The organism is Streptomyces sp. NPDC058401, assembly GCF_042722885.1.
GTDB lineage: Bacteria > Actinomycetota > Actinomycetes > Streptomycetales > Streptomycetaceae > Streptomyces.
In genome coordinates, this window is the sequence record NZ_JBHXKA010000120.1 from 1 (window position 1) to 24,376 (window position 24,376).

Below are 24,376 nucleotides of genomic sequence, written 5' to 3' on the forward strand. Positions count from 1 at the left end.
GTTCTCAAGGAACGGACGCTTCCTTTGTACTCACCCTCTCGGGCTTTCCTCCGGGCTTCGTTCTGTTCTGTTCTTGCGTTTCAGACTCTATCAGAGTCTGTCTCGCTTGTTTTCCGCCTTCCGGGTCATTCGCTTTCGCGTTTTCCCTTTCCGGCGAGTCCGACTCTATCAGAAGATTTCCACCGGATTTCCCGGCTTCGGTTTCCTGAATGAAGAGTTGGGTGTGCCCACTTGGAATTCAATTCCTGGGGGGCGAGAAAGACTTTAAACCATCGCTGCCGAACTTGTCCAGTTCGAGGCAACCGTTCGAATCTACCTCCCCGCAGCCTCCGTGTCAACGGTGTTTGCGGGACGACGAGGAGACTAGCAGCTCAGCATGGTCGTACGCACATCAGGCGGCGGTAGGGAGCGTCGCCGTCCGGTCGGCCGCCTCCACGTCGCCCACGTCGCCGGCCCGGGCGGCGCGGCCGCCCAGGACGTAGACGTAGAGGAGGAAGGCGGCCTCGGCGGCCACGCCGATGCTGATGCGGGCCCATGTGGGCAGGCCGGAGGGGGTGACGAAGCCTTCGATCAGGCCCGAGAGGAAGAGGACCGCCGCCAGGCCGATGGCCATGCCGAGGGCGGCGCGGCCCTGTTCGGCCAGGGCCACGCGGCGGGTGCGGTGGCCGGGGTCGATGACCGTCCAGCCCAGGCGCAGGCCCGTACCGGCGGCCACGAAGACGGCGGTCAGTTCCAGGAGGCCGTGCGGGAGGATCAGGCCGAGGAAGACGTCCAGGCGGTCGGCCGAGGACATCAGGCCGATGCCGACGCCCAGGTTCAGCATGTTCTGCCACAGGATGAACAGCACCGGCAGGCCCAGGAAGCCGCCCAGGACCAGGCAGATCGCGGTCGCCTGGGCGTTGTTCGTCCAGACCTGGGCCGCGAAGGAGGCCGCGGGGTGGCTGGAGTAGTAGGTCTCGTACCCGCCGCCCGGCTTCGTCATCGCCTTCAGGTCCTCCGGAGCGCCGATGGCGTTCTGGATCTCCGGGTGGGTGGCTATCCACCAGCCGACGAGCACGCCCACGGCCGTGGAGATCAGTGCCGTGGGTATCCACCAGCGGCGGCTGAGGTAGACGGCGGCCGGGAAGCCCGCGGTGAAGAAGCGGGCCGCGTCGCGCCAGCCGGAGCGGCGGGTGCCGGTCACCGTGGCGCGGGCGCGGGCGACGAGCTGGGTCAGGCGGCCCGTGAGCATCGGGTCCGGGGTGCTGGACTGGACGAGGGAGAGATGGGTGGCCGTGCGCTGGTAGAGCGCGACGAGCTCGTCGGCCTCGGCTCCCGTGAGCCGGCGGCCCCGGCCCAGGAGCTGTTCCAGGCGGGCCCACTCGGCCTGGTGGGCCGCAACGAAGACGTCGAGATCCATGCGGTTGGCGCTCCCCTGCCCCTGGTGCCTGCCGGTTTCTCCTACTGCTTGCTTCGTCAGCTTGGCAGACTGGAGGCCGATGGGGCGGGGCAGGTCGGGTGAAGGGTGTGCGTCGGTGAGCGATCTGGTGACGGGGGACGCGGTCGTCCTGGGGCTGCGGCCGGCGAGGCTGCCGAGCCGGGCACTGGCGATTCTGCTCGACCTGGTCGTGTACGTGACCGGGTACGTGCTGATATCCGTCGGGCTGGTCCTGGCCACCGCCTCCCTGGACGGGGCGGCCCGGGCGGCCGTGTCGGTGGCCTCCTTCGTCCTCGTCCTGGTCGGTGTGCCGATCGCGGTGGAGACGCTGAGCCACGGGCGGTCGCTGGGCAAGGTCGCCTGCGGACTGCGCGTGGTGCGCGACGACGGCGGGCCGATCCGCTTCCGGCACGCGCTGGTGCGCGGGGCCTTCGGGGTCTTCGAACTGCTGATGACCTTCGGGTCCGTGGCCTGCATCGCCTCGCTGTTCTCCGAGCGGGGGCGGCGGCTCGGGGACGTGTTCGCGGGGACGCTGGTCATCCGGGAGCGGGTCCCGGGGGCGCGGGTGATGCCGGTGCCCCCGCCGCCGCCGTGGCTGGCCGGGCGGTTCGGCGGGCTGGATCTGTCCGCGGTGCCGGACGGGCTGTGGCTGGCGATCCGGCAGTACCTGACGCGCATGGACCAGCTGGATCCGCAGGTGGGCGCCTCGATGGCGGCCCGGCTCGCGGACGATCTGGTGGCGCGTACGGGGGCTCCGCCGCCGGTCGGGGTGCCTGCCGCCGCGTTCCTGATGGCCGTGGTGCACGAGCGGCAGTCGCGGGACGCCGCGCGGGCCTTCCGGCCGCAGCCCGTTCCCGGGGCGGCTCCCGTTCCCTACGGACAGCCCGCGCCGGTGGTGATGCCGACGGTGGCGGCGCCCGTCGCGGCTCCCGTGGTGCCGGTGGCGGCCGTACCCGTACCCGTGGCCGTACCCGTGGAGCCGCCGCGGGCGACCGGGTTCGCGCCGCCCGCCTAGCCTGCGCTACTCGGGGAAGGCCGAGGGCGGGGTTTCCAGGTGTTCGAGTTCGATGCCGGGGGCCGAGAGGACCACGTCCCCGGCGATGTGGACCGTGTGGACCTCGCCGGTGTCCAGGGCGGTGACCCGGTACTCGTCGACCAGGAGCGGGCCGCTGTCCGTGGGGTGCTCGGCGCGGTCCAGGAGGGCCCAGGCCTGGTCGGTCGTACGGGCAGCCAGGACGGGGTCGGTCAGGGCGACGAGGCGGACCCGGGTGGCGGGGGCGCCGGGGGCCAGGCGCAGCAGCCGGGCCGTGGCGACGAGGAAGGCCGGGGAGGTGCCGGTGAAGCCGGCGGCCCCGGGGACGTTGCCCTCGGTGGCCTCGGCTCCGGCGGGGTCGGTGCGGACCCAGGTGATCCCGTCGATGGCGGCGCCGCGCACCTGCCAGCTGGAGGCGTTGACCTCCAGGCGGATGGGGCGGCCCAGTTCGTCGACGGCCAGGTCGACGGAGCCGCGGTGCGCACCGTCGGGCGCGGTGAGCTGGGAGACGTAGCGCCAGCCTGAGGGGCCCGGGGCGCAGTGGAAGTGCTCCTCGCCGAGGGGGGTGTGGTCGTGCGGGTCGTGGAGCGCGTAGCGGCCGCGGGGCATGGGGCGTCTTCCTGGGCTTCGGGCGGGTACGGGGCAGGCCCCCGGCACGGATGCCGGGGGCCTGACCTGACGCGTGGGTGCTGCGGATCCGTGGGGATCAGTAGCGGTAGTGGTCCGGCTTGTACGGGCCCGCGACGTCCACGCCGATGTAGGCGGCCTGCTCCGGGCGCAGGGTGGTCAGGCGGACGCCGAGGGCGGCGAGGTGGAGGCGGGCCACCTTCTCGTCGAGGTGCTTGGGGAGCACGTAGACGTCGGTGGGGTACTCGGCCGGCTTGGTGAAGAGCTCGATCTGGGCCAGGGTCTGGTCCGCGAAGGAGTTCGACATCACGAAGGACGGGTGACCGGTGGCGTTGCCCAGGTTCAGGAGGCGGCCTTCGGACAGGACGATGAGGACCTTGCCGTCGAGGAACTTCCAGGTGTGGACCTGGGGCTTGACCTCGTCCTTGACGATGCCCTCGATCTTCGCGAGACCGGCCATGTCGATCTCGTTGTCGAAGTGGCCGATGTTGCCCACGATGGCCTGGTGCTTCATCTTGGCCATGTCGGCGGCCATGATGATGTCCTTGTTGCCCGTGGTCGTGATGAAGATGTCGGCCGTCTCGACGACGTCGTCCAGGGTCGCGACCTGGTAGCCGTCCATGGCCGCCTGGAGGGCGCAGATCGGGTCGATCTCGGTGATGATGACGCGCGCGCCCTGGCCGCGGAGGGACTCAGCGCAGCCCTTGCCGACGTCGCCGTAGCCGAAGACCACGGCGGTCTTGCCGCCGATGAGGACGTCGGTGGCGCGGTTGATGCCGTCGATGAGGGAGTGGCGGCAGCCGTACTTGTTGTCGAACTTCGACTTGGTGACGGCGTCGTTCACGTTGATGGCCGGGAAGAGCAGGGTGCCCTCGGACATCATCTCGTAGAGGCGGTGGACACCGGTGGTGGTCTCCTCGGTGACGCCGCGGATCTCGGACGCGAGCTGCGTCCACTTCTGCGGGGCCTCGCCCAGGGTGCGGTTGAGGAGGGTCAGGATGTTGGCGTACTCCTCGGAGTCCGCCGTCGACGGGTCCGGAGCGGAGCCGATCTTCTCGAACTCGACGCCCTTGTGGACGAGGAGGGTGGCGTCGCCACCGTCGTCGAGGATCATGTTCGGGCCGCCGGTGGGGGTGTTCGGCCAGGTCAGCGCCTGCTCCGTGCACCACCAGTACTCTTCCAGCGTCTCGCCCTTCCAGGCGAAGACGGGGACGCCCTGCGGGTTCTCCGCGGTGCCGTTCGGGCCGACCGCGATGGCGGCGGCCGCGTGGTCCTGGGTGGAGAAGATGTTGCAGGAGGCCCAGCGGACGTCGGCGCCGAGGGCGACGAGGGTCTCGATGAGGACGGCGGTCTGGACCGTCATGTGCAGGGAGCCGGTGACGCGGGCGCCGGCGAGCGGCTGGGTGGCCGCGTACTCCCGGCGGATCGACATGAGACCGGGCATCTCGTGCTCGGCGAGGGTGATCTCCTTGCGTCCGAAGACGGCGAGGGAGAGGTCCGCGACCTTGAAGTCGGTGAATGCGGCAGTCATGTGGGTGCTGCTCCTCGTGCTGTAGAGAGGTGGGTACGGCTGAGCCGTGCACCGTCCGCGGGACGACGCACATGGCGCTCAGTCCGTCGGGGGTCCTCTCTCCCCTCGGCCGGTCCGAAGACCGCCCGACCGCCATCAGCAGCGACGCCTGACACTGATGACCAAGCTACACCGATCGGCGGAGCGCGGCCCAGGCGACTTGTGGGCAAGTCTCGGCCGGGGTTCAGGGCCTCTGGCGGAGTTTTAGGGGCCTTTCGGACTTTTGATCACGCCCTTACATGCGCGACGATGCCGTTGGGTCGGGTTTGTACGCGCGATCCCGCAGGACAACATGTGTCGTGAGGAGATTCCAGTGACCAGTCCGGCAGGCCCTCCCGAAGGCGGGGGCGCGGGCGGGCGCAAGCCCGTGAAGATCGTCGCCGTTACCGCGTGCCCCACCGGTATCGCGCACACGTACATGGCCGCGGAGAAGCTCCAGCAGGCCGGTGACCGCCTCGGCGTCTCGATCAGGGTGGAGACCCAAGGCTCGATCGGGGCCGAGAACGTGCTCTCTGACAACGATGTCAGGGAAGCGGACGCCGTGATCATCGCCGCGGACAAGGAAGTCGACCTGGACCGGTTCGCCGGCAAGCGGGTGCTGTCCACGGGCGTCGCGGACGGCATCCACAAGCCGGAGGAGCTGATCCAGCGCGCACAGAGCGCGCCGGTGCAGGCGGGAACCACGGCAGCGGCGGGCAGCGGCGGCGCCGGCGGTGGCGGCCACCAGCGCAGTCAGGCCTACAAGGCGCTGATGAACGGCGTCTCCCACATGATCCCGTTCGTGGTCGTGGGCGGTCTGCTGCTGGCCGTGTCCCTGTCCCTCGGCGGGCACGCGGACGCCAAGGGCGGCCTGGTCATCCCCGACGGGACCTTCTGGTTCTACGTCAACAAGCTCGGCGTGACCGGCTTCTCCCTGATGCTGCCGATCTTCTCCGGCTACATCGCCTACGCACTGGGCGACCGGCCGGCCCTCGTACCCGGCATGATCGGCGGCTTCCTGGCCGCGGACGCCGTGCACATCTACGGGGCCGATGCGAACGCGGGCTTCCTGGGCGCCATCGCGACGGGCTTCATCGCGGGCTACCTGGTCATGTGGATCAAGAAGGTGAAGGTCCCCAAGGTCATCCAGCCGATCATGCCGATCATCGTGATCCCGATCGTGTCGACCGTGGCGCTGGGCCTGTTCTACATCTACGTGATCGGGCAGCCGATCTCCTGGATCTTCACGCACCTGACCGACTGGCTGAACGGGATGACCGGCTCCAGCGCGATCCTGCTGGGCACCATCATCGGCCTGATGATCGCCTTCGACATGGGCGGTCCGGTCAACAAGACCGCCTTCCTCGTGGCCGTCGGTCTCATCGGCACCAACAACCACGTCATGGGCATGGCCGCCGCGGCCATCCCCGTCATGCCGCTCGGCCAGGGCCTGGCCACACTGCTGCGCCGCAAGCTCTACAGCGACGAGGAGAAGGAAACCGGCCTCGCCGCCCTGTTCATGGGCTTCTTCGGCATCTCCGAAGGAGCGATCCCCTTCGCGGCGGCCCGGCCCGCCCAGGTCATCCCCGCGAACATGCTCGGCGGCGCGGTGGCCGGTGCGATCGCCGGTGTGGCCGGGGTCCAGGACTCCGTACCGCACGGCGGTCCGATCGTCTCGCTGTTCGGTGCGATCAGCGGTGTCGCGATGTTCTTCGTGGCCATCGCCGCCGGTGCGGTCGTGACCGCGCTGACGACGAACGCCCTGATCGAGTTCAAGCTGCGCCGCGAAGGCGTGATCGGCGGCGGGTCCGCGGTCCTCCCGCCCGAGCCGGCCCTGGTCGGTGCGGGTGCCCCCGTGGGCGCCGGCGGTGGCGGTGCGGGCGCCGTCGCGGCCTCCGCCGCGGGTGCGGGCGCGGGTGTCGCGACGGCCGTACGGGCGCAGCCCGCGGCCGCGGCTCCGGTGGCCGCGGGCGGGCCGCCCGAGGTGCTGTCCGGGTACCTCACCGGGCAGACCGTGAAGACGGAGCTGTCCTCCGGCTCCAAGGAGGCGGCGATCCGCGAGATGGCGGAGATGCTGGCCACCACCGGCAACGTCACCGACGTGGACGAGCTCGTACGGGTCGCCCTGGCCCGGGAGGCGCAGGGGACGACCGGCCTCGGCGAGTCCATCGCCATCCCGCACGCCAAGACGGACGCGGTGACCCGCCCGACGGTGGGCTTCGCCCGGTCCGACGAGGGCATCGAGTGGGGCGCGCTGGACGGGACGAAGGCCCGGCTGGTCTTCATGATCTCCGTACCGGAGGCCGCGGCCGGGGACGAGCACCTGCGGATCCTGGCGCTGCTGTCGCGCAAGCTGATGGACACCGGCTTCCGCGAGCGCCTGCAGACCGCGCCCGGCAAGCCCGAGATCCTCGACGTGCTGCGCGAGATCCAGTAGCCGCCCGGCTCCCGTGAACGCCCTCGGGCCCCGTACCGCCTCGGCGGTACGGGGCCCGAGGGCTTTGTGTCAGATGCCCGGGTTGGTGCCCTTGGCGGCGGCTTCGGCGTTGTAGATGTCCGGCTCCAGGTAGATCACGCGGGCGATCGGGACGGCCTCGCGGATGCGGGCCTCGGCGGCGTTGATGGCACGGGCCACCTCCGTCGCCGTGTCGTCGCTCTGCACGGCGATCTTCGCGGCGACCAGGAGCTCCTCGGGGCCGAGGTGCAGGGTGCGCATGTGGATGATGCCGGTGACCACGTCGCCGTCGACGACGGCGGCCTTGATCTTCTCGACGTCCTCGGTGCCGGCGGCCTCGCCGAGCAGCAGGGACTTGGTCTCGGCGGCGAGCACGACGGCGATGATGATGAGCAGGACGCCGATGCACAGGGTGCCGATGCCGTCCCAGACGCCGTTGCCGGTCAGCAGGGCGATGCCGACGCCGGCGAGGGCGAGGACCAGGCCGATGAGGGCGCCGAGGTCTTCGAGGAGGACCACGGGGAGCTCGGGGGCCTTGGCGCGCTTGATGAACTGGCCCCAGGTGAGGCTGCCGCGGATCTCGTTCGACTCCTTGATCGCGGTGCGGAAGGAGAAGGACTCCGCGAGGATCGCGAAGAAGAGGACGCCGACCGGCCAGTACCAGTGGGTGATCTCGTGCGGGTCGTGGATCTTCTCGTAGCCCTCGTAGATGGCGAACATGCCACCGACGGTGAACAGCACGATGGAGACGAGGAAGGCGTAGATGTAGCGCTCGCGCCCGTATCCGAAGGGGTGTTCCGGAGTCGCCTCGCGCTGGGCCTTCTTGCCGCCCAGCAGGAGCAGGCCCTGGTTTCCGGAGTCCGCCAGTGAGTGGACGCTTTCCGCGAGCATCGACGACGAGCCACTGAAGACGAAGGCCACGAACTTGGCCACCGCGATGGCCAGATTGGCGGCGAGTGCCGCCACGATCGCCTTGGTACCGCCCGACGCGCTCATGGTTGCGATGTGTCCCTTCCTCGGTGCGGCGCCCCGGGCCGGGACGCCGCGCTACGGCCGCAGATTCTCACAGCCACCGAGAGGGACGGTACGTCAGACCACCACGGTGGCACGGAAGACCGTGCCGGTTCCGGACAGTTCGACCTTCTCACCGGCCGGTACGAAGACCGATTCGCCGGGTGCCAGCCCGAGTTCACCGGACTTCGGGGAGTTCGCCTTCGGGGAGCCCGCCGTGCACAGCAGGATCTGCGCGGTGGTGTCGGGGAGCACCCGGGGGGCGCCGCCGGGGGCCAGGACGAAGCGGGAGAGCCGGAACTCGTCGATGGGGGTCTCGTAGACCTCCTCGCCGTTGCCCTCCGGGCGCAGGATGCCGGGGTCGCCGGGCTCGAAGAGGACGACCTTGAGCAGCTCGGGCACGTCGACGTGCTTGGGGGTGAGCCCGCAGCGCAGCACGTTGTCGGAGTTGGCCATGAGTTCCACGCCGAGGCCGTCGAGGTAGGCGTGCGGGATGCCGGCGCCGAGGAACATGGCTTCGCCGGGCTGGAGTTGCACGTGGTTGAGGAGCATCGCGGCGATGACGCCCGGGTCGCCGGGGTAGTGGTGGACGAGTCCGGCGTACGGGGCGTACGGGCCTGCGAGCCGCTCGGCGGCGGCCGCGGCCTCGGTGACCGTACGGGCCATCTCGGCGCGGTCGGCGGTCAGGACGGCGGTGAGCACCTCGCGCAGGGCCGCCTCCTCGGGGTGCGCCCGCAGGAGGTCGACGTAGGGCTTCAGGGAGTTGACGCCGAGGCCCTCCAGCAGCGCGGCGGCCTCCAGCGGCGGGCGGAACCCGGACAGGCCCTCGAAGGGGGTGAGGGCGCAGACCAGCTCGGGCTTGTGGTTGGCGTCCTTGTAGTTGCGGTGCGGTGCGTCGATCGGGACGCCGCGGCGTTCCTCGTCCTCGAACCCGGCCTTCGCCTGGGCGAGGTCGGGGTGTACCTGGAGGGAGAGCGGGGCGCCGGCGGCGAGGAGCTTGAAGAGGAAAGGGAGCCTCGGGCCGAACTTGCGGACGGCTGCGACTCCCAGTTCGCCTTCGGGGTCGGCCGCGATGACGTCCGAGAGGGCGCTCTCGCCTGCTCCGCGGTCGAGGCGGGAGGGGGCGCCGGGGTGGGCGCCCATCCACATCTCGGCCTGGGGTTCGCCGGTGGGGGCGACTCCGATGAGCTCGGGGATCAAGGTGATCGATCCCCAGGCGTAGGGGCGGATCGTGTTAGTGAGGCGGTCCATCGGTCGTCTTCCTGGGTGAGAGGCGCGCGCGTGCGTGCGCCTCAGCTGTGTCCCCCGGAGGCCAACGCCAGGTAGGCGGTGGCGAAATCCGTGACGGCGAGGAGTTCGGCGAGCTGTTCCAGCTCTGTGCCCTCCTCCGGTTCGAGCTCGCTGATGGCCGTGTCGTGGCTGAGGGCGAGCTCTCGTGCGGCAGGGGCGGCTGTCAGTCCGCCTGCGGGCCTGTCGCGCAACAGGACGATGCGTGCGCGAAGGGCCTGCGGTTCTTCCACTCGGTCGCGGAAGAAGTCGTCGGGGTCGGCGCCGGCGGCGAAATCGCCGGCGAGCAGGACCCCGTGGGCCGGCAGGGCCTCGGGAAGATCGGCGGCGAGTGCGGGCCGGCCGGCGAGTTCGGCGAGGGTGGCGGCGAAGCGGCGCCCCGCGGGTCCGGCGGCGGCGCCCTCGCTCCAGATGAGCGGGAGGGAGTCGGCGAGCTCGGAGGCGAGGGTCTTGGCCGGGTTGGAGTAGGTGACGATCGCGGGGCCGCAGCGTTCCGCCGTGCGGTCGAGCCGGTCGGCGACGAGCTGCAGGGTGTCCGGGGCGGCGCTGATCAGGCCGACCCGGTCGAGGAGCACCAGCAGCGGGGTCAGCAGGGCCCAGAGGGCGCCGGGGCCGGCCGCGGCCGACTCGTCGTACTCCTGGTACGGGGCCTTGGCCATCGGTACGAGGAGCCCGTGCGCGCCGTCCACCGCCTCGCTCAGCGGCGAGCGCTCGGGGGCGACGGCGACGACGGTGCAGCCGCGCCGGTAGGCCTGCTCGGAGAGGACCGCGAGGCCGGGCTCGGTTCCGTCGGTGGTGGCGATGAGCAGCAGGTCGACGGGACCGACCCAGCCGGGCAGGGTCCAGCGCAGGGCCCCGGCGGCGTGCGCGACGCCGGTCGGGTGCAGCCGGATGACGGGCGCGGAGGCTCCGGCGAGCGCGCCGAGCAGGTCGGCGACCCCGGTGGCGGCGGTGCCGGGCCCGGCGATGAGGACCGCGCGGGGGCGGCCGTCGGGGCGCAGATCGGCGAGGCCTGCCTCGGCGGCGTGCCGGGCCGCGGTGCGTACCCGTGCGCCTGCGTCGGCGGCGCCGCGGAGCAGGCCGCGGCGGTCGGCGCGGGCGAGATCGTCAGGTGCGTCGAGGAGTGACTCGTCGAGCATGGCGGCCTCCGGCTATGTCTGTGACGGAACCTGTGGGGGACGGAACCAGTCTCGGCTTTTGCGCGCGGTGGCGGTAGGAGGCTCAGGCGGGGCGGCGTGCCTCGTCGACGAGGAGCACCGGGATGCCGTCGCGGACCGGGTAGGCCAGACCGCAGTCCTGGCCGGTGCAGATCAGCTCGGGGGTGGTCTCGTCTGCCGACTTGTCGTCCAGGGGCGAGTGGCAGGCGGGGCAGGCGAGGATCTCCAGCAGGCCGGCTTCGAGCGGCATGGGGTGGTTCCCTTCGGGGATGTGGATCGGGCCAGGTCAGCCTACCGCCGAGTCGCCTCCGGTGAGGGGTGGAGCGGGGTGGAGCTGGTGCTCCACTGGGACCGGGGGGGGCGGCTCGGCGGTGTGGCTCGGCGGTGCGCGGCTCGGTGGTGCGCGGCTCGGCGGTGCGGGCGGGGATCGGGTGCGGGTCCGCTGCTGGGGCTCCGCCCCAGGCCCCGCGCCTCAAACGCCGGCGGGGCTGGATTTGTCAGGCGCGGATGAGGGACAGGACCTCGTCGCGGATCTTGGCGAGGGTGGGTTCGTCGCGGGCTTCCACGTTCAGGCGGAGGAGGGGCTCGGTGTTGGAGGCGCGGACGTTGAACCACCAGTCGGCGGCGGTCGCGGTGAGGCCGTCCAGTTCGTCGAGGGTGACGCCCTCGACGGCTCCGTAGGTCTCCTTGACGGCGGCGAGGCGGCCGGCCTGGTCGGCGACGGTCGAGTTGATCTCGCCGGAGCCCGCGTAGCGGTCGTAGGAGGAGACCAGGGCCGAGAGGGGGCCGTCCTGGCCGCCGAGGGCCGCCAGGACGTGGAGCGCGGCGAGCATGCCCGTGTCCGCGTTCCAGAAGTCCTTGAAGTAGTAGTGCGCCGAGTGCTCGCCGCCGAAGATGGCGCCGGACTTGGCCATCTCCTCCTTGATGAAGGAGTGGCCGACGCGGGTGCGGACGGGGGTGCCGCCGTTCTCGCGGACGACCTCGGGCACGGACCAGGAGGTGATCAGGTTGTGGATCACGGTGCCGGTGCCGCCGTTGCGGGCCAGTTCGCGGGCCGCGACCAGGGCGGTGATCGCGGACGGGGAGACGCCCTGGCCGCGCTCGTCGACGATGAAGCAGCGGTCGGCGTCGCCGTCGAAGGCGATGCCGAGGTCGGCGCCCTCGGACAGCACGCGGGCCTGGAGGTCGACGATGTTCTTCGGGTCGAGGGGGTTGGCCTCGTGGTTGGGGAAGGTCCCGTCCAGCTCGAAGTACATGGGGACCACGTCCAGCGGCAGGCCCGTGAAGACGGTGGGGACGGTGTGCCCGCCCATGCCGTTGCCCGCGTCGACGACCACCTTGAGCGGGCGGGCGGCCGTGAGGTCGACCAGACCCTTCAGGTGGTCGGCGTAGCCGGTGAGAGTGTCCTGCTCGGTGACGGTGCCCGGGACGGTGCCGGCGGGGATCGCCGGGGCACCCTCGTCGCTCCACTTCTCGGCGAGCTCGCGGATCGTGGAGAGGCCGGTGTCCTGGCCGACCGGGGCGGCGCCGGCCCGGCAGAGCTTGATGCCGTTGTACTGCGCCGGGTTGTGCGAGGCGGTGAACATCGCGCCGGGCAGGTCCAGCTTGCCGGAGGCGTAGTACAGCTGGTCGGTGGAGCACAGCCCGATGAGGGTGACGTCGACTCCGCGGGCGGCCGCGCCGCGGGCGAAGGCCGCGGACAGGGCCGGGGAGGAGGGCCGCATGTCGTGGCCGATGACGATGGCCGGAGCACCGGTCACCTCGACGAAGGCGGCACCGAACAGTTCGGCCAGGTGCTCGTCCCACTCGTCGGGCACGACGCCTCGTACGTCGTACGCCTTGACGATGTTCGAAAGATCGGTGGCCACTGCCTGCCCTCCGTAAAGGTGATGTGCGGTGAAGCAAACCTACCGTGGACGCAGTGCGGCTTTTCAGCTCAACGCAATGTCAGGAATCCGGCGAACGAAGGACGCGAAGGTGTCCGCGGCGGGTCTCCCCGGTACCGGGGCCGCCCTGACCAGGGCCGCCCGCACCGGCCGCGCGCTCCGGCGGACGGGCCGCCTCGCGGACGGCGTTCGCCAGGGCTTCCAGGTCGTCACCAGTGGGACGCGAGGGCGCCGACCCGTCGGTGAGGCGTACGACGTCCCAGCCGCGCGGGGCGGTCAGGCGCTCCGAGTGCTCGGCGCAGAGGTCGTAGCAGTGGGGTTCGGCGTAGGTGGCGAGCGGGCCGAGAACTGCGGTCGAATCGGCGTAGACGTACGTCAGAGTCGCGACGGCAGGGCGGCCGCACGCGGTGCGCGAACAGCGACGTACAGGGCTCACGACGTTGGACGGTACCGCACTCTTGACCGGGCCGCGACGACTCGCCCCCGGCCGCTCCCCCGTGTCGTCCGATCTCTCCCGCCCCGGTGCGGATGTGCGGGCTACGCTGCGGGGGTGACGGACAGCACTCTGCCTCCCCCTCCCGTGCCCCCGGCCGCCTCCCTGCCCGGCGGGTCCCCCGCCGGTGAGCCACGGGCGCGGCGGCGCGACCGGCACGGGCGCGGGATGCGCGGGCCGGTGGCCCCTCCCCAGGTACCGCTGTCGGCGAGCCGCAGCGAGCTCTTCGGAGACCTCGTACGGGACTCCGTGGAGCGGCTGGAACGGCGCTGGCCGCAGCTGGCCGACGTGGAATTCATGATCGGCGACGTGCCGGGGGCGCCGGGGGGCGCGGAGGCCGGGTGGAACGACGAGGCGGTGCCGCTCGGGGCGTTGGCCGAGGCCGGGGGTGGGCGGCCCGCGCGGATCGTGGTGTTCCGGCGGCCCGTGGAGATTCGGGCGAAGTCTCGGGACGAGCGGGCGATGCTGGTGCACGAGATCGTGGTGGAGCAGGTTGCGGAGCTGCTTGGGCTGTCGCCCGAGACGGTGGATCCGCGGTACGGGTCGGACTAGGTCCGGGGGGTGTGGCCCGGGGCCTGGCCCCTGGCCCCTGGCCCCTGGCTGCGGCCCCGGGGCGGACCGGCCGCGGCGGCGGTGCGGGGGGTGGCCCTGCGGGGCTGTCCCCTACCCGCCCTTCCACCGTTCCCCGGGCTCTGCCCGGACCCGCGCCTCAAACGCCGGCGGGGCTGAAAGAACCTGGGGCTCCGCCCCAGACCCCGGTCCTCAAGCGCCGGACGGCTGGAGTGCCGGTTACTGGGTCAGGACCGTGAGGTTTTGGGTGGCCTTGGGGACTGAGACCGTGGAGTGGTCGTCCGAGAGGGTCTGGGTGGTGAACATCGGGATGCCGTCTCGGGGGATCGTCAGGGTGCGGGAGGCGTACACGGGGCCGCCGGAGAGGGTTTCCACCGTGAGGGCGTAGGCGCCCTTGCCGCCGGCCGGGGCGAGGGTCAGGGTTTGTGTGGTGCCGCCCTTGACCGTGACCTCCTGGGAGGCGGGTTCGCCGCCGTCCGTGCCCGGGGACGCCGTGACCTTGACCTTCGCGTCGGCTCCGGGCGGGGCCGTGAGGGACAGGAGGGTGGCGTTCTCCTCGGGGCGGTTGTCCGCGACGGTCGCCCGCGTGCCGACGGGGGCGGCCGCCTGGATGAAGGCGGTCTCCTGCTTGGCTCCGGTGCCGCGGACCACCCGTAGGGCGGCGACCACCGGGACGACGGGCTTCTTGGGGTCGGCCGGGGAGAGGACCAGGGAGCCGGCCTCGCCCCGGGTGACGTCCTTGAGGTCGAGGCTCGCGGTCATGCCGGCCTTGACGTGGATCTGCTCGCTGCCCGCGGGGCTGATCGAGCCGGTCGGCCCGGCCAGCTTCACCGCGAGGTCCGCGTCCTCCTCGCCGGGGGCGAAGGCGACGAGCCGTACGGAGGTGGCGTCCGCCGGGATACCGGGCAGGACCAGGGTGCCCGCCGGGTCCACGGAGGCGGGCAGCCAGTCGGCGCCGACGCCCTCCTCGCCCGCCTGGGCGGTGGCGCCGACCCGGCCCGCGCGGGTGGTCACGTGGGCGGTGACGTCGGCGAGCTGGGCGCCGGGGGCGAGGGAGGCCAGGGAGATGGCCTTGCTGGACTTCGGGTCGATGCGGATGTTCTCGCTGGTGCCCGCTTCGGCCTTGACCGTGCCGTCCGGGCCGAACAGCTTGATGTCCACCACGGCCGCGGTGTCGTCGGGGTTGGTGAGGTGGACGTAGTCCTCGCGGCCCTTGGCGGTGCTCACGCCGGGGAACCAGAAGTCGGTGCCGGGCGCGGTGCAGCCGACGCCGAGCAGGCCGCGCGTACGGCCGACGGAGACCACGGTGGTCTGCTGCGCGCTCCAGCCGGGGGCGAGGAACCCGTCGGCGACCCCGCTGAGCGCGGGGGCCTCGGCGCCGGAGGCCTTGGCGCCCACGGGCTTGCCGGGCTCCTTGAGTTCCAGGACGGGCTTGGCTTCCTTGGTCGCGCCCAGCAGCCGGGCCGTGCCCTTGGCTCCGGGGGCGGCCGCGCCCGGGGTGATCGCCGTGTAGAGGGTCTCGGCGATGTCGGAGGTGCTGGGGGCGGGGCACACCAGCAGGGACCGCTCGACCGGCATCCGGGCCGCCGGCTTGCCCTGCGCGGCCGTGGAGGCCCCGTCGGCGGCCGGTGCGGTGAGGGTGGCGATGCCGGTGACGGCGGCCAGGGCGGCCGTGACGGCGGCCAGCGTGAGGGGTACGAGCTGCTTCACTGCTGGGGGCTCCCGTCCGGACGCGGGGCGTGCTGCCCGCCCTGCTGACCGTCGTGCTGGCCGAAGGTGTCGTACGCGTCGTACGTGTCGTACGTGTCGGAGCCTTCTTGGGGCTCGGAGTGCTGCTGGTAGGGCTGGTACGGCTGGTCGTAGCCGGGGTGGGGCTGGTACGGCTGCTCGTACTGCGTGCCCGGCTGGCCGCCACCGGTGTACTGCTGCTGCTCGTACGGGTACTGGTCGTACTGCTGCTGCGGCGGCTGCTGCTGGTCCTGGCCGCCGTAGGCGTAGCCGCTCTGGTCTCCGTACGGCTGCTGCTGGTAGGCGTACGCGTCCTCGCCGTACACCGGCTGCGCCGGGATCTGCGCGTACGGGTCGGCCGCGACGGCCGCCTCGGCGGGGGCGGATCCGGAGGGGGTTTCCTGCTCGGACTGCTCCGACTGCTCGGACTGCTCGCGCAGGCGGCGGGCCCGGCGGCCTTCGCCGGCCTCCTCGGCGGGGGCCTCCTCCTCGGGCAGGTCGTCGTCGAGGCGGGCGCGGCGGCCCGGCAGGGCCATCACCAGGAGCACCAGGGCGAGCAGGCCCTGGGCCCAGTGCCAGGCGGTCCGGGTGAGGGCGTCCTCGTGGACGAGGTCGAGCTCGCCGGCGTCCGCGGGGAGCTCGAAGCCCTGCGCCCAGCCGTCGAGCGTCTTGGCCTTGAGCGGCTTGCCGTCGAGGGTGGCCTGCCAGCCCGGGTCGGCCCGGTCGGCGATCCGCAGGACGCGTCCGGCCTCGCCGGCCGGGATCTTGGTGTGCGCTTCGACGGGACCGGAAACGACGGGGATGGGCGCCTCTCCGGGCTTGCCGGAGACGATGACGGCGCGGGCGACCTGCCGGTCGACGCGCCACAGGGCGCTGCCTTCGAGCTTGCTGAGGCGGCTGAGGCCCGGGGTGGCGTCGAGGACGCGGCCGATCTCCTGGGGGGCGCCGTCGCGGACCAGGACGTAGCGGATGGCGAAGCCGCCGAGCTGGTCGGTCTGGTCGGCGCCGGAGCCGGCGACGAGGCTGGAGACGACCTTGTCGAGGCGGGTGTCGCTGCCGGCCCGGTCGGCGAGTTCGGAGTCGCCGAGGCGGCCGCCGGAGCCGCGGACCAGGCTGTACGAGAGGGCGGCCGGGGAGTCAGCGCCGATGACGAGGGTGCGGGCCTGGTCGCGGGTGCCGCTCTCCTCGGCGACGAAGGCGGGGACCTGGACGGGGTCGCGGCGCTCCAGCGGTCCGGCGGCTCCGCTGAGCATCCAGCCGGCCGCGCCGGCGAGCGGGCCGACGGCGGCGGCGAGCGCGATCAGGGCGGCGAGGGGCTGGCGCCAGCCGAAGCTGCGGGCGGCGACGCGTTCCTTGGCCCCGTCGGCGCCGATGACGGCGGCGGCCAGCAGGGCGAGTCCGTAGACGAGGGTGGCGGGGCCGGCCCAGGTGGTGCGGTTGACGAGGACGGCGAGCACGAGCGCGGCGAGCGCGGTGGCCCAGGCGGTGCGTACGGCGAACTGCCGGTCGGTGCGCAGCAGGGCGGCCAGGGCGGCGAGGACGACGCCGAGGAGGATCAGGCCGCCCGCGGTGCGGGGGCCGCCGGGGCTGATGCCGAGCAGGTCCAGGGCGGTGGCCGAGCCGGCTCCGTAGGGCAGTCCGGCCTCGCGCAGGAGGTTCGCCGGGTGGGTGAGCAGGCTCAGCGACCAGGGGGCGAGGACGAGGAGGGGGACGCCGAGCGTCGCGAGGAGGCGGGGCCCGTACGTCTTCCAGCGCGCGCGGCGCAGGACCAGCGCAGCGGTGCCGAGGAGGGCGGCGAGCGGCCAGACGACGGGGGTGAAGGCGGTGGCCAGGGTCAGCAGGAGGGTGTAGGTCCAGGCGGAGCGCCAGCTGCCCTCCCCTTCGCCGCAGCCGAAGGCGGTGATGGCGGAGCGGGCGATGAGCGGGAGCAGGATCGCGAGGACGGCGGTGCCGAGGCGGCCGCCGGCGAGGGCTCCGGTGACGGCGGGGAGGAAGGCGTAGGCGACGGCGGCCCAGGCGCGCAGCAGCCGGGATTCCACCAGCGGCCGGGAGGCGAAGTAGGCGGTGAGTCCGGCGAGCGGGACCGAGCAGACGAGCAGCAGGGTCAGGGCGGCGTTGGTGGAGCCGAGGAGCAGGGTGGAGAGGGCGCCGAGGACGGCGAGGTAGGGCGGTGCTCCGGCGGTGGTGCCGGTGCCGACGGGCTGCCAGTCGTCGCCGTAGACGCGCCAGAGGTCGAGTCCGCCGTCGGGGGCGGGGAGCAGGGCTCCGCCCATGAGGGAGCCCCCGCCGAGGAGGGAGCGGCAGGCGATGACGGAGACGAGCAGGAGGAGGGCGAAGAGGACGGGCGCGGGCTTGCGGGCGATCCGCTTGAGGCGCGCGAACTGTTCGATCTCCAGGTAATCGGCGTCGTCCCCGCCGGGTCCCGATTCGACGGCTCCGCCGTGCCGGCCGGCGGCGCTGCTCTCGGCTTCGCCGTCGGCGCCGAAGTAGCCGGCGAGCTGTTCGGCGTTGGCGCGCAGGCTGGCGCCGGGCGGCGGGAACAGGGGGCGCAGTTCCTTGGCGGGGACGGCCGCGCGGCCCCTGCGGCGGCGGGCTCCGAGGATCCGGCCGGGGCGGAGCAGGGTGGCGAGGAGGCCGGTGATCTCGTCGACGGCCTGTCCGGGGGCCTTGCCGACGAGGTAGGCGAGGGTGCGCAGGACGGTGCCGAAGAGGATGCGCAGCAGGACGTACGGGAGGGCGCGGCCGGGGCTGTTGGCCAGCATCGTGTAGACGGCGCCGGCCTTGTCGACGCGGTGCGGGCTGGCTGCGGAGCGGCCGACGCAGTCGACGGTGCGGCGTTCGCGGGCGGAGGCCTCGGCGTGCCGCAGGACGGCTTCGGGGGCGACGAGGACGGCGTGGCCGGCGCTCTGGACGCGCCAGCACAGGTCGACGTCGTCGCGCATGAGGGGCAGTCGGCGGTCGAAGCCGCCGAGGGCGTCGTACACGTCGCGGCGGATCAGCATGCCGGCGCTGGAGACGGAGAGGACGGGCTGGACCTGGTCGTGCTGGCCCTGGTCCTGTTCGCGCCGGTCGAGGCCGGTCCAGCGGCGGCCGCTGCGGGCGATGGTGACGCCGACTTCGAGGAGCTGCTTCTTGTCGTACCAGCCGCGCAGCTTGGGGCCGATGACGGCGGCCTCGGGGTTCTCGTCGGCTACGCGCAGCAGTTCGGCGAGGGCGTCGGGCTCGGGTGCGCAGTCGTCGTGGAGCAGCCAGAGCCACTGGACGGGTTCGCCGTGGGGCAGGTCGGGGAGGTCGTACGTCTCGTCGCGCCAGGTGCGGCTGACGGGGTCCCAGCCGGAGGGGCGCTTGAGGTACGGGAGTTCCTCGGGGGTCAGCGTGCCGGCGGTGCGGGCGGCTTCGTCGACGGCGGCGCCGAAGCCGGTGCGGCGGGCGAGGTGCAGGACCCGGTCTTCGCCGAGGGCCTCGCCGAGCAGGCGCGCGGAGTCGTCGGCGCTGCCGGTGTCGGCGGCGATGTGGCTCTGGGCGGGGCGTTCCTGGCCGAGGAGTCCGGCGAGGGTCCGGGGCAGCCAGCGGGCGCCGTCGTGGGCGACGAGGACGGCGGTGACGACGTGCCGGGGGAACTCTGGTGCGGCGGCAGCCTGGTGGGAGGCGCTCGACTGGCTGTGCAGGGACATCGCGGTACGGGCCCTCCGGCCGGGGGTCCGGGGGTGGTGTGCCCTCGGAGGCTGCTGGACAGCGCCCCACCCTAACGGCTGGGAACACAGCGGTCCGCCTCCTGCGGGGAAGGTGCAGGAGGCGGACCGTTTGCTCTGCTCGTTGCCGTGCGGGTCGTGCCGTTCGCGGTAGTGCGGTTTGTGCCGGTGCGTGCACTTCGGCCGCTGCCGTGCGTGAGGCCGGGTGTACGGGCGGCTATGCCTCCGGCTCTGCCGGTGGACGTGCCCTCGGCCGTGCTGGTGGATATGCCGTCGGTTCTGCCGGTGGATATGTCGTCGGATATGTCGTGGGCCGTACCGCGGGCGGTACCTGGTGCCCTGCCGTGGGCGCCGTTCGCTGCGCGCCGAGGGCGCTTCAGACGGCGGCCTTCTTCAGGCGTCGTCGTTCGCGCTCGGACAGGCCGCCCCAGATGCCGAATCGCTCGTCGTTGGCGAGTGCGTACTCAAGGCATTCGGAGCGGACCTCGCAGGCGAGGCAGACCTTCTTGGCCTCGCGGGTCGAGCCGCCCTTCTCGGGAAAGAAGGACTCGGGGTCGGTCTGGGCGCAGAGAGCTCGCTCCTGCCATCCGAGCTCTTCGTCCGCCTCCTCGACCAGCAGTTCCTGAACCAGCTCGGTCATGTGCGCCCCTCGCTCTGTCTGTGCGTCCCCGTGGTCATGCCGTCACTCATCGCTACGTAACGACACGAGTGAAATTACAAGTGCGGGGCTCCGGCGCAGTCAAGCCGAGATCTGCTATTGGGCCCCTTATTCACTCTGCGGAACCAAGCCTATGCAGAAAGTGTTCATATCGCCAAAAATCGTGACACATGCCACACGTGTCACAGGCGAGACCCCCTCCCCCGCAGTCGACGGGTCACTCTGTGGTGGGGTTCCGATCCGGCCGAAGAAGCGGCGCAGATCACATTTCAGCCACAGAACGACATCGCACGACTTTGCGGGTTTGAGAGCCGCCACAGCGGACTGCAACGCGACTTGCAGCGCCACATCCCCTGGCACCGACTGCACAAACCTTTCTCCGGGCACGGTAACCGGATGAGGTGAAACTTTTCTACCAAATCGGACATTGGGTTGACAGTCCGACCCTCTACCGGGTCTTCTTGTAGCCATGTCAGCGCCCTCAGCCGCCACCTGGACCCCCATTCGTGGGTTCCTGCGCGCTGCCCAGGTTCGCTGTTGCTGTTGCAGCTGTTGATGCCTCGGGAGCTCCGGCTCCCCAGAGCTCCAGCTCGCCCCCCACAGCAACCGCCGCACGACTGACATCCGTCGAGGAACCCCCCGATGAACAGCACCAGCACCCTGAACACCACCCCCACCACGGCCATCGCCCCTCCGATGGTCGAGAGCGACCTCCAGATCGCCGGCGACATCCTCTCCGTCCAGCACCTCCTGCAGCCCGCCCGCGAGCACCCGGCCACCGTCGCCGAGTTCGTGGGCCTCGCGCGTTCCATCGCCGCCGACCGCTCCGAGTGGGAGCACCTGGTCCAGTACGACGCCACGAGCCGCTGGTACCACCGGCTGCGCACCGGCCCCGGCTACGAGGTCTGGCTCCTCAGCTGGGTCCCCGGCCAGGGCAGCGGCCTGCACGACCACGGCGGCTCCTCCGGCGTACTGACCGTCCTGGAGGGCGAGCTCACCGAGCACACCTCCCGCGGCCGGCTCGCCCTCGGCGCCGGCTCCCAGCGCGTCTTCGCCCCCGGCTACGCCCACGAGGTCCAGAACGACAGCCTCGACGGGGCCGTCAGCCTGCACGTGTACTTCCCCGGCCTGACCGAGATGCCGATGCACAGCTGCTCTCCGGCCCGGCCCGAGGCCCTCTCCGTCTAGCACCGCGGGCCGCCTGACAGACTGCCTCACATGCGCATTGTTGTTCTGGCCGGCGGCATCGGCGGCGCCCGTTTCCTCCGCGGTCTCCAGTCCGCGGTTCCCGACGCGGACATCACGGTCATCGGCAACACCGGTGACGACATTCACCTGTTCGGGCTCAAGGTCTGCCCCGACCTGGACACCGTGATGTACACCCTCGGCGGTGGCATCAACGAGGACCAGGGCTGGGGCCGCACCGACGAGTCCTTCACCGTCAAGGAGGAACTCGCCGCGTACGGGGTCGGACCGACCTGGTTCGGCCTCGGCGACCGCGACTTCGCCACCCACATCGTCCGTACCCAGATGCTCGGTGCGGGCTACCCGCTCAGCGCCGTCACCGAGGCCCTCTGCGACCGCTGGCAGCCCGGGGTCCGGCTGCTCCCCATGTCCGACGACCGGGTCGAGACCCACGTCGCGATCACCGACTCGCAGAGCGGCGAGCGCCGGGTCATCCACTTCCAGGAGTACTGGGTCCGCATGCGCGCCGCGGTGGACGCCGAGGCCGTCGTCCCCGTGGGCGCCGAACAGGCCAAACCCGCGCCCGGGGTCCTGGAGGCCATCGCGGCCGCCGACGTGATCCTCTTCCCGCCGTCCAACCCCGTGGTGTCGGTGGGGACCATCCTCGCCGTACCCGGCATCCGCGAGGCCGTGGCCGCCGCCACGGCTCCCGTCGTGGGGCTCTCCCCCATCGTCGGGGGCGCTCCCGTACGCGGGATGGCCGACAAGGTGCTGGCCGCCGTCGGCGTCGAATCCACCGCCGCGGCCGTCGCCCTGCACTACGGCACCGAACTGCTCGACGGCTGGCTCGTCGACACCGCCGACGCGGACGCCGTCGCCGAGGTGGAGGCCGCCGGCATCACCTGCCGGGCGGTCCCGCTGATGATGAGCGACCTGGCCGCCACGGCGGAGATGGCGCGGGCCGCGCTGGAACTGGCGGAGGCCTCCCGGTGACCGCCCCGCACGGGCCCTCGTACGAGGTACGGGCCCTCGGCGGGATCCCGGAGGTGCGGCCGGGCGACGACCTGGCGGCGCTGATCGCGGCCGCCGCCGGAGCGGAGCTGCGCGACGGCGACGTCCTGCTCGTCACCTCGAAGATCGTCTCCAAGGCCGAGGGCCGGATCGTCCGCGCCGATTCGCGCGAGGAGGCGATCGACGCCGAGACCGTACGGGTCGTCGCGCGCCGGGGGACGCTGCGGATCGTGGAGAACCGGCAGGGCCTGGTCATGGCGGCCGCCGGGGTCGACGCCTCGAACACCGAGGCCGGCACCGTCCTCCTGCTGCCCGAGGACCCCGACGCCTCGGCCGCCGCGATCCGTGCCGGTCTGCGGGAGCTGCTCTCCGTGGACGTGGGCGTCGTCGTGACGGACACCTTCGGGCGGCCGTGGCGCACCGGGCTCACCGACGTGGCGATCGGCGCCGCGGGCGTACGGGTCCTGGACGACCTGCGCGGGGGCACCGACGCCCACGGGAACCCGCTGAGCGCGACCGTCGTCGCGACCGCCGACGAGCTGGCCGCCGCCGGCGACCTGGTCAAGGGCAAGGCCGAGGGCCTGCCGGTGGCGGTGGTCCGCGGGCTGGCGCACGTACTGGGCGAGGGCTCCTCGGCGGCCGACCTGGTGCGCTCGCCGGCCGACGACATGTTCCGGCTGGGCACCTCGGAGGCGGTACGGGAAGCCGTGACGCAGCGGCGTACCGTACGGGCCTTCACGTCCGAGCCGGTCGACCCGGGCGCGGTGCGCCGCGCGGTGGCGGCGGCCGTGACGGCCCCCGCCCCGCACCACACGACGCCGTGGCGGTTCGTCCTGCTGGAGTCGGCGGGCGCGCGGCTGGAACTGCTGGACGCGATGCGCGACGCCTGGATCGAGGACCTGCGGCGGGACGGGAAGTCCGAGGAGTCCATCGCCAAGCGGGTCCGGCGGGGCGACGTCCTGCGGGCCGCGCCCTACCTGGTGGTGCCCTGCCTGGTCACGGACGGCGCCCACGACTACGGGCACGCGCGGCGGGACGCGGCGGAGCGGGAGATGTTCGTCGTGGCGATGGGCGCGGGCGTACAGAACTTCCTGGTCGCGCTGGCCGGGGAACGGCTGGGCTCCGCGTGGGTGTCCTCCACGATGTTCTGCCGGGACGTGGTGCGCAAGGTGCTCGGCCTCCCGGAGGACTGGGACCCGATGGGCGCGGTGGCCGTCGGGCACGCCGCGGTCGCTCCGGCCGAGCGGGCGGGGCGGGCGGCGGCGGAGTTCATCGAGGTCCGGTGAGTCCGGTGACCCTTCCGGGCCGTTCCCTCAAAGCTTGCCGATGTCACCCCGGGGCATCCGGGGGGCCCGGCGGGGCGGGGCCCCGCCAGCCAGCAGGACGAGGCGGGCGGCGCGGTGGCGCTGGCCCGCGTAGGGGGCGAGGAGCTCCAGCATGACGGCGTCGTCGGCGTCCCGGTCCCCGGCCAGGGCGTAGCCGATGATGCCGGGCAGGTGGAGATCGCCGGTGGTGACCGCGTCGGGGGCGCCGTTGCTGCGCTGGAGGGTTTCCGCGGAGGTCCACGGGCCGATGCCCGGGACCGCCTCCAGGCGGGCGGTGGCCGCCGGCAGGTCCATGGCCGCGGCCTCTTCCAGACGGGCGGCGAGGCGGGCGGCCCGGACGATGGTGGCCGAGCGTTTGGAGTCGACTCCGGCCTTGTGCCAGTCCCAGGACGGGATGAGGGCCCAGGTGCGGGGGTCGGGCATGACGTAGAGGTCCGGGGCCCCGTTTTCGTGCGGGCCCGGGTCCGGGCCCGGGGCCGGTTCGCCGTACTGGCGTACTAGGCGGCGCCAGGCGCGGTACGCCTCGTCGGCGGTGACCTTCTGCTCCAGGACCGTCGGGATCAAGGACTCCAGGACCAGGCCGGTACGGGTCAGCCGCAGGCCGGGGCGGCGGCGGTGGCTGGCGTGCACGAGCCTGTGCCGGGGGACGAAGCCGGAGGGGTCGTCGGCGGAGCCGAGCAGCTCGGGCAGACCGTCGAGGATCCAGTCGGCGCCGGGGCCCCAGGCAGTGGCGGTCACCCCTGGCCCGGCCCCGGCGCCGTCCCGCGTGACGCGGAGGGTGGCCGGGCCGGCGGGGGTACGGGTGGCGCGCCAGACGGCTCCCGCGGTGGCCCGGAAGGTGGGGTCGGCGGGGCCGCGTCTGAGGGGGCCGAGGGTGAGGCCCAGGTCCAGGGGGGTGGGTGGGGTCCAGGTGCGGGTGCGGGTGCGGGTGCGGGTGCGGGTGCCCGGGCTGGGGCCGGTGGCCGTGCCCGTGCCGGGGGCTGTGCCCGTGCCCGTGCCCGGGGCTGGGGGCACCGTGGTGCGGCCGCCGCGGATCGCGGTGCGGGTGAGGGGGTCGTAGCGGCCGGCCATGCCTTGAGCGTAGCCCTGCGGGGCTGTCCCCTACCCACCCTTCCACCGTTCCCCGGGCGCTGCCCGGACCCGCGCCGGCTGGGGAGTGCAGCCCGGTCCTCAAGCGCCGGACGGGCTGAGGGGTACCGGGCTGCGCCCGGACCCCCCTGGGGCTCCGCCCCAGACCCCGCTCCTCAAACGCCGGAGGGGCTGGATTTGGCCGGCCTCGACCCGCACCTGAA

General features: G+C 72.6%; 19 protein-coding genes. 6 read left to right on the top strand and 13 right to left on the bottom strand.

The features are described 5' to 3' along the window. Window positions 1–391: 391 nt before the first annotated feature. Window positions 392–1,399 carry a stage II sporulation protein M gene (locus ACFWNV_RS31525; RefSeq protein WP_383953647.1) on the bottom strand — a complete coding sequence of 336 codons (1,008 nt, stop codon included), beginning with the start codon at window positions 1,397–1,399 and terminating at the stop codon, window positions 392–394. 115 nt (window positions 1,400–1,514) lie between these two features. Between ACFWNV_RS31525 and ACFWNV_RS31530 the strand changes: the two genes are divergently transcribed. Then, the gene (locus ACFWNV_RS31530) at window positions 1,515–2,432 is read left to right on the top strand and encodes an RDD family protein (RefSeq protein ID WP_383953649.1); all 918 of its coding nucleotides are present in this window, start codon (window positions 1,515–1,517) and stop codon (window positions 2,430–2,432) included. Window positions 2,433–2,438: 6 nt separating this feature from the next. On the opposite strand, the gene ACFWNV_RS31535 is transcribed toward ACFWNV_RS31530, so the two are convergent. Further along, entirely contained in the window at window positions 2,439–3,059 is a 621-nt protein-coding gene (locus tag ACFWNV_RS31535; RefSeq protein WP_383953651.1) for a hypothetical protein, read from the bottom strand. A 97-nt stretch (window positions 3,060–3,156) separates the two neighbouring features. Continuing rightward, the gene (gene ahcY / locus ACFWNV_RS31540; RefSeq protein WP_383953653.1) at window positions 3,157–4,608 is read right to left on the bottom strand and encodes an adenosylhomocysteinase; all 1,452 of its coding nucleotides are present in this window, start codon (window positions 4,606–4,608) and stop codon (window positions 3,157–3,159) included. A gap of 352 nt (window positions 4,609–4,960) precedes the next feature. Here ahcY and ACFWNV_RS31545 point away from each other — a divergent pair, with 352 nt between their 5' ends. Then, window positions 4,961–7,063 carry a fructose-specific PTS transporter subunit EIIC gene (locus tag ACFWNV_RS31545; RefSeq protein WP_383953655.1) on the top strand — a complete coding sequence of 701 codons (2,103 nt, stop codon included), beginning with the start codon at window positions 4,961–4,963 and terminating at the stop codon, window positions 7,061–7,063. A 69-nt stretch (window positions 7,064–7,132) separates the two neighbouring features. Here ACFWNV_RS31545 and ACFWNV_RS31550 read toward each other — a convergent pair whose 3' ends face one another. The 6 genes from ACFWNV_RS31550 to ACFWNV_RS31575 form a co-directional block, all read right to left on the bottom strand. Next, complete coding sequence (locus ACFWNV_RS31550; RefSeq protein WP_383953657.1) at window positions 7,133–8,077, bottom strand: cation diffusion facilitator family transporter; 945 nt, start codon at window positions 8,075–8,077, stop codon at window positions 7,133–7,135. Window positions 8,078–8,170: 93 nt separating this feature from the next. Next, window positions 8,171–9,343 carry a mannose-6-phosphate isomerase, class I gene (gene manA / locus ACFWNV_RS31555; protein ID WP_383953659.1) on the bottom strand — a complete coding sequence of 391 codons (1,173 nt, stop codon included), beginning with the start codon at window positions 9,341–9,343 and terminating at the stop codon, window positions 8,171–8,173. A 41-nt stretch (window positions 9,344–9,384) separates the two neighbouring features. Beyond that, window positions 9,385–10,518 (bottom strand): SIS domain-containing protein, encoded by a 1,134-nt coding sequence (locus ACFWNV_RS31560; RefSeq protein ID WP_383953661.1) that lies wholly within the window; start codon window positions 10,516–10,518, stop codon window positions 9,385–9,387. Window positions 10,519–10,600: 82 nt separating this feature from the next. Then, window positions 10,601–10,786 (bottom strand): Trm112 family protein, encoded by a 186-nt coding sequence (locus ACFWNV_RS31565; protein ID WP_383953662.1) that lies wholly within the window; start codon window positions 10,784–10,786, stop codon window positions 10,601–10,603. A gap of 247 nt (window positions 10,787–11,033) precedes the next feature. Continuing rightward, window positions 11,034–12,404: a phosphomannomutase/phosphoglucomutase gene (locus ACFWNV_RS31570; protein WP_383953664.1), complete on the bottom strand. Its 1,371-nt coding sequence runs from the start codon at window positions 12,402–12,404 to the stop codon at window positions 11,034–11,036. 79 nt (window positions 12,405–12,483) lie between these two features. Continuing rightward, the gene (locus ACFWNV_RS31575; protein ID WP_383953666.1) at window positions 12,484–12,858 is read right to left on the bottom strand and encodes a DUF3499 domain-containing protein; all 375 of its coding nucleotides are present in this window, start codon (window positions 12,856–12,858) and stop codon (window positions 12,484–12,486) included. 114 nt (window positions 12,859–12,972) lie between these two features. On the opposite strand from ACFWNV_RS31575, the gene ACFWNV_RS31580 reads away from it, so the two are divergent. Then, on the top strand, window positions 12,973–13,467 hold the full coding sequence (locus ACFWNV_RS31580) for a metallopeptidase family protein (RefSeq protein WP_383953668.1): 495 nt from the start codon (window positions 12,973–12,975) through the stop codon (window positions 13,465–13,467). A gap of 237 nt (window positions 13,468–13,704) precedes the next feature. On the opposite strand, the gene ACFWNV_RS31585 is transcribed toward ACFWNV_RS31580, so the two are convergent. The 3 genes from ACFWNV_RS31585 to ACFWNV_RS31595 form a co-directional block, all read right to left on the bottom strand. Continuing rightward, window positions 13,705–15,195, bottom strand: a complete 1,491-nt coding sequence (locus ACFWNV_RS31585) for a DUF5719 family protein (RefSeq protein ID WP_383953670.1) — start codon at window positions 15,193–15,195, stop codon at window positions 13,705–13,707. Then, entirely contained in the window at window positions 15,192–18,887 is a 3,696-nt protein-coding gene (locus ACFWNV_RS31590) for a glycosyltransferase family 2 protein (protein WP_383953672.1), read from the bottom strand. Before ACFWNV_RS31590 ends, ACFWNV_RS31585 begins: the two co-directional genes overlap by 4 nt. Before the next feature lie 394 nt (window positions 18,888–19,281). Continuing rightward, complete coding sequence (locus ACFWNV_RS31595) at window positions 19,282–19,545, bottom strand: WhiB family transcriptional regulator (RefSeq protein ID WP_112450237.1); 264 nt, start codon at window positions 19,543–19,545, stop codon at window positions 19,282–19,284. Between the two features lie 660 nt (window positions 19,546–20,205). Here ACFWNV_RS31595 and ACFWNV_RS31600 point away from each other — a divergent pair. Genes ACFWNV_RS31600 through ACFWNV_RS31610 form a run of 3 tightly spaced genes read left to right on the top strand, consistent with a single transcriptional unit; the run spans window position 20,206 to window position 23,045 of the window. Then, a complete protein-coding gene (locus ACFWNV_RS31600; protein WP_383953674.1) occupies window positions 20,206–20,751 on the top strand; it encodes a cysteine dioxygenase in 546 nt (181 codons plus the stop codon). A gap of 30 nt (window positions 20,752–20,781) precedes the next feature. Continuing rightward, the gene (gene cofD, locus ACFWNV_RS31605; RefSeq protein ID WP_383953676.1) at window positions 20,782–21,741 is read left to right on the top strand and encodes a 2-phospho-L-lactate transferase; all 960 of its coding nucleotides are present in this window, start codon (window positions 20,782–20,784) and stop codon (window positions 21,739–21,741) included. Beyond that, a complete protein-coding gene (locus ACFWNV_RS31610; protein WP_383953678.1) occupies window positions 21,738–23,045 on the top strand; it encodes a coenzyme F420-0:L-glutamate ligase in 1,308 nt (435 codons plus the stop codon). The genes cofD and ACFWNV_RS31610 overlap by 4 nt, the downstream gene beginning before the upstream one ends. 27 nt (window positions 23,046–23,072) lie before the next feature. Here the strand turns inward: ACFWNV_RS31610 and ACFWNV_RS31615 are convergent, their stop codons facing one another. Then, on the bottom strand, window positions 23,073–24,155 hold the full coding sequence (locus tag ACFWNV_RS31615; RefSeq protein ID WP_383953680.1) for a DNA-3-methyladenine glycosylase family protein: 1,083 nt from the start codon (window positions 24,153–24,155) through the stop codon (window positions 23,073–23,075). Window positions 24,156–24,376: the final 221 nt, after the last annotated feature.